The organism is Lapillicoccus sp., assembly GCF_046595215.1.
In the GTDB taxonomy this organism is placed as follows: domain Bacteria; phylum Actinomycetota; class Actinomycetes; order Actinomycetales; family Dermatophilaceae; genus Lapillicoccus.
In genome coordinates this window covers 1-8,217 of the sequence record NZ_JBKJPP010000066.1, presented here as the reverse complement: position 1 = coordinate 8,217, position 8,217 = coordinate 1, and the positions used below count along the sequence as shown (strand labels likewise).

Below are 8,217 nucleotides of genomic sequence, written 5' to 3'. Positions count from 1 at the left end.
CCGGGATGGCGACCCGGTCGATCGCCGCCGCGGCGAATCCGCACTCCGGGCAGGTCCGGGCCAGGGTCCACGTCCAGTCCTTGTCGTCCGGATCAGGATGGGACGGACGGGCGCGGGCCCCGGGGACTGCGGTCGACTCCGGATCGGCGGCCGGGTCCGGGGTCGGGGTCACGCCCTGAGGCTAGCGATTCAGCGTGGACGGCGTGGGCGCGCCGCTCCGATACGGTCAGCCGGTGACCGGTCTCGAAGCGATCCTGCTCGCAGGGGTCCTCTTGCTCCTCGTCGTCCTGGGCGTCGTCCTCGCCCGGCGTCGGTCGACGACCGACTCAGGGCGTCGTCCCGGGCGCGGCCGGCGCCCCCACCGCAACGAGTTCCGACCCGACGGGGCGCCGGAGCGGGCCACCCCACCCAAGCGCGCCGCCGTCATCGTCAACCCCACGAAGTTCGGCGACCTCGAGGCCGTCCGTCGCCGGGTCACTGACGGGTGCCTCGCCCAGGGGTGGGGCGAGCCGATGTGGTTCGAGACGACCGCCGCCGACCCCGGCACCGGTCAGGCGCGCCAGGCCGTCAGCGACGGCGCCGTCCTCGTCTGCGCCCTTGGCGGCGACGGCACCGCGCGGGCCGTCGCGGCCGCGCTCGTCGGGACGGAGACGCCGCTCGGGCTGCTGCCGGGGGGCACCGCGAACCTGCTCGCCCGCAACCTCGACCTGCCGGTCGACTCGATCGAGCGCGCCCTGCTCATCGCCCTGACCGGCCAGAACAAGCGGGTCGATGTGGGGCGGCTGACGGTCGACCGGTCGGGGCAGCACCAGTACCCCGAGGAGCACATCTTCCTCGTGATGGCCGGTCTGGGGTTCGACGCCGCCATCATGGCCGGCGCCCCGGAGTCACTGAAGTCCAGGGTCGGGTCCGCGGCCTACGTCGTCTCGGGCCTGCGCAACCTCGCCGGCCCGGGCTTCAAGGTGCGCGTCACGTTCGACGCCGAGATGGAGTTCTCCCGACGCACCCGCACGGTCGTCATCGGCAACTGCGGGCGCCTCCTCGGCGGGCTCGTGCTGATGCCGCAGGCCCGTGTCGACGACGGGGCACTCGATACCATCCTCCTCTCACCGCGGGGCGTCGTCGGGTGGAGCGCGGTCGCCGGGCGGGTCCTCACCCGCCAGCACAAGGGCCACGCGATGATCGACCACCACGCCGGCCAGGAGATCAGCGTCCGGGCCGACCGCGCGGAGGAGGTGCAGATCGACGGCGACACCATCGGCACGGCACGCGCCATCGCCGCCACGGTGGACCACCTCGCCCTCGTCGTCCGCGTCGCCCACACCACCTGAGAGCTCCACCCCCTGGTGCGCCCACCTCTCCTGAGCGCCGGGAGGCGCACGGGCGGGCAGCGCAAAGGCGGCCCGTGGGGGGTGGGCCGCCTTTGCCGCCCGGTCAGGGGGACTACCGAACGAGTGGGGGATGTTCGGCGTCCTCCGACATGACCGGGGTCGTGCGACTCGTTGGGTATCTGCGTCAGGTCCCCACCGAGTCGACACGACTCTACAAGACGGCGGGTCAGAACATGCCCGAAATCCCTCATACTGGACAAAATGGTCACGCCTTGGTCAGCCACCGCCAAAAGGTCACCACGAGGGGGGGCACCCTCGTAGGGTGTCCAGCCACGCCCGGGCGCTGACAAAGTCGTCGTCACTCGTGCCCGCCCGCAGGTCGGGGGCGCGGCGGTCGGCCCGCTGGTAGGACCCGAGGTAGCGGACCCGGGCGCACACCCGCCTCAGCCCCATGAGGGTGTCGGCGACCCTCTCGTCGGCGACGTGGCCCTCGAAGTCGATGGAGAAGCAGTAGGACCCCATCGCCTCGCCGGTCGGGCGGGACTCGAGCCTGGTCAGGTTGACCCCCCGCGCAGCGAACTGCTCGAGCAGCTCGAGCAGCCCCCCCGGGTGGTCGTCCCGCTGGTAGATCACCACGCTCGTCTTGTCCGACCCCGTCGGCTGGGGGGTGTGCCCCGGACGGGAGACGAGCACGAACCGCGTCACGGCATGGGGGTTGTCCCCGATGTCCCGCGCGAGGATCTCGAGGCCGTGGATCGAGGCGGCGGCCGCCGCACTGACCGAGGCCTGGTAGGGCAGGGCCTCGGTCGCTGTCGCGTCGAGCCCGGCAGCAGCCGCCGCAGTGGAGGAGGTGGGGACGTAGGTCGCGTCCGGGAGGTGCTCGTTCATCCACCCGCGGACCTGCGCCCAGGCGTGCGAATGGGTGCCGACCGCGCGGACCTCGCCGAGCGGCATACCGGGTGGTCCGGCGAGCACGAAGGTGACGGGCACGAGGACCTCGCCGACGATGACCAGGTCCTCCCCCACCGACAGCGCGTCGAGCGTGGCGCTCACCCCGCCCTCGACGGAGTTCTCGATGGGGACCATCGCCGCCTCGAGGTCCCCGCTGCGCAGGGCCGCGAGCGCCGACTCGACGGACCCGTGGGGCACCTGCTCGGCTGCGCCAGAGGGCCAGGACTGCAGTGCCATCTCGCAGAACGTCCCCCGCGGCCCGAGGTAGCCGTGGCGCTGCGTGGTCATCGCTGCTGCCGGGAGGGGGTGCTGGGCTGCACCGAGGTCAGGTCCACCTCCGCATGGTATTCCGGACGCTGGTGCGGGGGCGAGCCGTTTCGGGCGGTGGGCGAGCGGCGGCGGGCGGGCGGCAGCCCTGGATCGAGCACCTAGGCTCTGGCGGGTGACCCTCCGACCGGTGCTCCAGGCGGTGAGCGCGGCGGGCCTGCTCGTACTGGCCGTGCTCGTGGGGAGCGCCCCGCGCACGGACCACGCCACCCCCGACCCCGTGCCGGTCAGCGGTCCCGGCAGCGCCGTCATCGTCGTCGGGACCGGCGGGATCGGACCGGGCGACCTCGACCCGCGCACGACCCCGGCCCTGTGGGGACTCCTGCGCAACGGCTCGTCGGCGGCCCTCAACATCACGTCCGTGCACGCCACGACCTGCCCTCTGGACGGGTGGCTGACGCTGTCCGCGGGGGACCGGGCCGCCCAGCCGGACGACGGCAGCCGCACCCCTGCCTGCCGGCCCTTGCCGCAGGTCGTGGGCGGCGCGGTGACGGGGTGGGACGCCCTCGCGGCGACCGCTGCGGCGCGCCCGTTCGACGCCCGGCCGGGGACCCTCGCCGCCCAGCTCGCGGCGTCGGGACAGTGCCTCGCGGCCGTCGGTCCCGGCGCGGCCGTGGGGGCGGCGCTCCCGCCGGCCGGCTCGGTGCCGCGCTACCGGCCGTACGACGCCTCGACCCTGGCCGTCGACCTCGGGGCGTGCCGCACCACGCTCGTGGACGTCGGTGCGGTCCGGGACACCGGCGGGGACGTGGCCGCACCCGGGCAGGTGCCCCTGACCCGCCAGCTGCAGGTGTCGGGCGTCGACGCGAGGGTCGCCAAGGTCCTGGCGGCAGCCCCGACCGGGGCCGACGTGGTCGTCGTCAGCCTCGCGGACGCTGGCGACCGCGCGGGCCTGCGCATCGTCCTCGCCGCCGGACCCCGCTTCGGCCCCGGCACCTTCTCCTCGTCCTCGACCCGTCACACCGGGCTCGTCCAGCTTGACGACGTGACGGCGACCATCCTCACCCTGGCCGGGGCGCAGGTCCCCGCCACGGTCGGGGGATCCGCCCTGCGCCGCTCCCCGGTGACGGCGGACTCGGGGGCGTCGGCCGAGCGCCGGCTCGCCGACCTGGTCGACGTCGACCTGTCGTCACGCTCGGTGCAGCCGATCGTCTACCCCTTCTTCCTGACCTGGGGCCTGCTTGTCGTCGCGGCCGTCGCGGCCCTGGCCCTGGTGTGGCAGCGCAGGATCGGCACGGCGCACCAGCGGGACGTGGCCCGGTCCATCGTGCGCCAGGGGCTCGTCGTGGCCGCGGCCGTCCCGGCGGCGACCTTCCTCGCCAACATCCTGCCGTGGTGGCGGTTCACCCCGCCGGCGGTGGCCCTGGTCGCCGCCGTCGTCGGGTGGTCGGCCGTCCTCGGCGCGATCGCCCTCCGCGGGGCGTGGCGGAGCTCGCCGATGGGTCCGGTGGGGGCGATGGCCGCGATGACCTACCTCGTGCTAGCGGTCGACGTCGTGCACGGCTCGCGCCTGCAGCTGTCCTCCCTCCTCGGCCTCAACCCGATCGTCGGGGGGCGCTACTTCGGGATCGGCAACGTGACCTTCGCCCTCTTCCTCGCCGCGACGTTCCTGGTCGCCATCGCCGTGTCGAGCAGGCTGGTACACACCGGCCGCCCGAGGCTGGCGGCCCTGGCCGTCGCGCTCGTCGGGCTCCTCGCCGTGGTCGTCGACGCCGCCCCGATGTGGGGCAGCGACGTGGGCGGGCCGCCGGCCCTCGTGCCGGGCCTCGCGGTCCTCGTCCTGTCGATCCTGCACGTCGACATCACCTGGCGGCGCGGGCTGCTCATCGTCGGAGGGACGGCCGCGCTCGTCCTCGCCCTGGCGTTCGCCGACTGGTCGCGCCCGGTGGCCAGCCGCTCGCACCTCGGCCGGTTCGTCCAGTCGGTGATCGACGGCGACGCCGGGGGGATCGTCACCCGCAAGCTGGCGCAGAACCTCGACATCCTGACAAACACCACGGTGTTCGCCTACCTCGTGCCCCTGGCGCTGGCCCTGCTCGTCATCGTCCTGGCCAGGCCGGGCTCTGCAGTGGCCCGGCCGCTGCAGCCCCTGCTCGAGCAGGTCGAGACGATGCGCGCCGGTCTCATCGGCCTGAGTCTCTCGCTGGTCATCGGGCTCCTCCTCAACGACACCGGGGTGGCCATCCCCCCGGTCGCGTTCGCGCTCACCGTGCCGCTGCTGCTCGCTGCGGGCATCCGCCTCGCAGAGCTGCGCTCGGGGGAGGACCGGGCCGCCATGCGCGCCGAGAGCCGCCGCGACTGAGCCGGCTCACTCCGCTGAGGGATCTCCGAGCCCGGCATCGACCATGCCCAGCAGCCGCTGCGTCGTCGCCTCGACCGCCTCTGGCGGCAGCTCACGCAGCGGTCCGTTGACGACGAGGACGGCCAGCCCGTGGACCGCCGACCACGCGAGCAGCTCGGCCCCGGGCCGTTGCTCCGGCGAGACCACGCCGGCGACGACGAGCTCGTCGAGGACGTCGGACAGCAGCTCGAACGGCGTCCGTCCGCCGGCCCCCCGGGCCTGGGGGTTGCGGGCCCGGCGCAGGTCCGACGGCACGAGGAAGGTCGCCCTGAACAGGCCCGGCTCAGCGCAGGCGAACCGCACGTATCCCGTCCCCACCGCGCGGAGCCGGGCCCGGGCCCGCCGTTGCGGGTGCCGCGGGCGCACCGTCGCCAGCTCGGCCTCCATCGCCCCAGCCATCTGCGCCAGCCCCTCGATGACCACCGCCTCGAGGAGGGCGTCACGGTCGGTGAAGTGCCGGTAGGCCGCGTTGGCGGACACGCCCACCCGACGGGTCACCTCGCGCAGGACGACGGCCTCGGGGCCACCCTCGCGCGCCAGCGCGGTCGCAGCGACCACGAGGGCTCGGCGCAGGTCACCATGGTGGTAGCGACCCCTGGCGGTGGTCCCGGTGGTCCCGGTGGTTGAGGTCGCGGTCGCGGCGCTGAGGGCACGGTCGGACGTCGGCATCGGGCTCCCATGTGGACGGTGTCCACCAGTCTACGAGCGCCGTCCTGACCGCCGCCGCAGCAGCAGGGCCAGGGCCACGTCGCGATACTGCCGGGCCCGGTGGACCTGCCCGCGCCAGTCGGCGCCGGTCACGCGGTGCTGCAGCTCGCAGGGGACCTCGACGACCCGCAGGCCGGCCCGCAGGACGTCGACGGTCAGGCCGACCTCGACCCCCCAGCCCCGCGCGAGGGGCTGCGCCACGAGGTATGCCGTGCGGCTGAGGCAGCGCATGCCCGACAACGGCTGGGTGGGCGCCCACCCCGTGAGGTCCTCGATGCCTGTGCGCGCCAGCCGGACGACCAACCCGTGACCGCCCCCGGACGTTTGCTGCGGGGGCAGGACCGCGATGCTCATGTCGGCCTCATCCGACGCGACCGGGGCCAGCAGCACCCCGAGGGCGGCGGCAGAGGGCCCGAGGTCGGCGTCGGCGAACAGGAGCAGGTGCTCGCCCGTCAGCTCGGCCGCAGCCGCTTCCGCGCCGGTCGACAGGGCCGCCGCCTTGCCGCGGTTGCTCCGGTGCCGCACGACGTGGACGCCGCAGGACCGGGCGATGTCGGCCGTGCCGTCAGTGCTGCCGTCGTCCACGACGATGACGAGGTCGACCCCGTCCAGCTGCTGCACGGCCGCGATCGTCGCGGCGATGCGGGCCGACTCGTCCTTGGCCGGGACGATCGCCGCACACGGCATACGGTCCCTGCGCGTCGGACCGTCCGGAGGGGTCTGTGACGGGTCCGGGCTCACGGGTCCGGCCTCAGCGCAGGGTGACCTGGCGGTTGAGCAGACCCGCCCTGGCCCGCCGCTCGTCCGCGGTCAGCGGGTCGCTCGACGCGGCAGCCGCGTCGATCCGGGGGGCCATGGCGACGACGACGTCCGCGAAGTCTGCGGCCACCTTCTCGGTCGGGACCTCCCAGACGGGCACGAGAAGCCCGCCGGCCCGGAACGCGCCGAGCAGCCGGGCGTCCTCGCTCAGCCGGGTCTGCCCGGCGGCGTGGAGGCGGGCGAGCGCGTCCGTGGCGCGGTCCTCGTCGTGCGGCAGGACCCACCGGACATAGCTGCGCCCGTTGATGGCGCACCAGTAGACGGAGGTCGCACCGGGGACGCGCTCGGTCGCGATCACCGACTCGTTGGCCCGGTCGAGGGAGTCCCGGCCCTCGGCGTCGAGGTCGGCGTCCCCGACCCAGAAGTCGAACCCGTCGTGGAGCACGACCTCGAAGGGCTGGCCCACGTCGAGGAGATCCTGGAGCCGGGGGGTGTCGGCCGTGGGCGTCGGCACGCTCGTCACAGGGGTGCCCTCCGCGGCGGACGAAGCGAGGAGCAGGGCCGCGGCGAGGTCGCGGCTGGGGTCCCCGCTCGTCGCGCCGGACTGGGTCGCCACGAAGACCTCGCCCCCGTTGCGGTGCAGCGCGGGCCACGCCATCGGCAGGACCGTGGCGATCGTCGCCGTGACGGTGGCCCCCTCCGGGGCGCGACCGGCGGCGAAGGAGACGCTGGCGGTGGCGGCCGGGAGGATCTCGCGCAGCGCCACCCACTCGGTCTCGGAGGGAAGGCCCTCGAACGGCCGGGCGACGAACGGCGCGGGGACCACCCGGGGCGAGTCCTCGGTGGAGCGTGTGGAGCGACGCCTGCTTGCCTTACCCATGGGCTGAACCCTAGTCCGAGCTAGTGGGTGCGCCGTCGAGACGGTCCCCCGAGCGAGGCCCACACCGTGCGGCCGCTGCGCTCCTCGGTGACCCCCCACTCGTGGGCCAGGCTCCGCACGATCCGCAGGCCACGACCGGTCGAGGCCCACACCGAGCGCGGTGCCGGCCTGGGCGTCAACGGGCCCCCGCCGTCGGACACCTCGATCTCGACCACCCCGGCCTTGACCTTCCAGTGCACCCGGATGGTGCCGTCCGCGAGCGGCTTGGCATGCCGGATCGCGTTCGCGACGAGCTCGGAGACGACGATCTCGGCCTCGGAGATGATCTCCTCCGACAGGTCACGGCCCTCGAGGTCGGCGACCACCGCACGCCGGATCCTGGGCACTGCCGGAGCGGTCCACGGAACGCGGACGGTGCGGGGGCGGTCCGGTTGCTCCGCGGCCGAGGACATGCTCACCGCGCGTCGAGTCGCGACACGGGCACGGCTCGTGCGCGCTCCTCCACCGCCGCTCACCCCTCGCTGTGCATCTGCCCCGATGCGTGCCCCCCGACGATCAGGCACGGGAGCAGATTATCGGTTGCGGGCGACCACGTCGAGCACGTGGCGGGGGCGATTGGTGATGATTGCATCCACTTTGAGCTCCAGACACCGCTGGATGTCCACGTCCTCGTCGACCGTCCACACGAAGACCTCGTGGCCCTCGTCGTGCTGGCGGGCCACGACCTCGGGCCGGGCCCGGAGGATCGCCAGGTCGAGACCTGCCGCGCCGGCCCCCCCGGGCAGCGCCCCGCCGCGGTAGGCGAGGGGGAGCGGATGGGACATGAGGAAGACGGTCGGCAGCTCGGGGCAGATACTTTTCATGCGGCGAACGGCCAACTGCGAGAAGGACATCATCCTCGCCCAGGCCATCCCGTCGCG

The 8,217-nt window shown here is 74.2% G+C and carries 8 protein-coding genes; 2 read left to right on the top strand and 6 right to left on the bottom strand.

All coding sequences use genetic code 11. The features are described from left to right. Positions 1-233 precede the first annotated feature (233 nt). A complete protein-coding gene (locus ACLL9L_RS05505; protein WP_411283634.1) occupies positions 234-1,331 on the top strand; it encodes a diacylglycerol/lipid kinase family protein in 1,098 nt (365 codons plus the stop codon). A 294-nt stretch (positions 1,332-1,625) separates the two neighbouring features. Here the strand turns inward: ACLL9L_RS05505 and pheA are convergent, their stop codons facing one another. Beyond that, entirely contained in the window at positions 1,626-2,570 is a 945-nt protein-coding gene (pheA, locus tag ACLL9L_RS05500; RefSeq protein WP_411283633.1) for a prephenate dehydratase, read from the bottom strand. Positions 2,571-2,724: 154 nt separating this feature from the next. On the opposite strand from pheA, the gene ACLL9L_RS05495 reads away from it, so the two are divergent. Next, positions 2,725-4,911, top strand: coding sequence for a hypothetical protein (locus tag ACLL9L_RS05495; RefSeq protein WP_411283632.1), 2,187 nt, complete (start codon positions 2,725-2,727; stop codon positions 4,909-4,911). 6 nt (positions 4,912-4,917) lie between these two features. Here ACLL9L_RS05495 and ACLL9L_RS05490 read toward each other — a convergent pair whose 3' ends face one another. The 5 genes from ACLL9L_RS05490 to ACLL9L_RS05470 form a co-directional block, all read right to left on the bottom strand. After that, positions 4,918-5,619, bottom strand: coding sequence for a TetR/AcrR family transcriptional regulator (locus tag ACLL9L_RS05490; protein ID WP_411283631.1), 702 nt, complete (start codon positions 5,617-5,619; stop codon positions 4,918-4,920). Between the two features lie 30 nt (positions 5,620-5,649). Continuing rightward, positions 5,650-6,345 carry a glycosyltransferase family 2 protein gene (locus ACLL9L_RS05485; RefSeq protein WP_411283637.1) on the bottom strand — a complete coding sequence of 232 codons (696 nt, stop codon included), beginning with the start codon at positions 6,343-6,345 and terminating at the stop codon, positions 5,650-5,652. Between the two features lie 64 nt (positions 6,346-6,409). Then, complete coding sequence (locus tag ACLL9L_RS05480) at positions 6,410-7,297, bottom strand: DUF5926 family protein (protein ID WP_411283630.1); 888 nt, start codon at positions 7,295-7,297, stop codon at positions 6,410-6,412. A 20-nt stretch (positions 7,298-7,317) separates the two neighbouring features. Further along, positions 7,318-7,749 carry an ATP-binding protein gene (locus ACLL9L_RS05475; RefSeq protein WP_411283636.1) on the bottom strand — a complete coding sequence of 144 codons (432 nt, stop codon included), beginning with the start codon at positions 7,747-7,749 and terminating at the stop codon, positions 7,318-7,320. Between the two features lie 120 nt (positions 7,750-7,869). Next, positions 7,870-8,190, bottom strand: coding sequence for a glycerophosphodiester phosphodiesterase (locus ACLL9L_RS05470; protein WP_411283635.1), 321 nt, complete (start codon positions 8,188-8,190; stop codon positions 7,870-7,872). Positions 8,191-8,217: the final 27 nt, after the last annotated feature.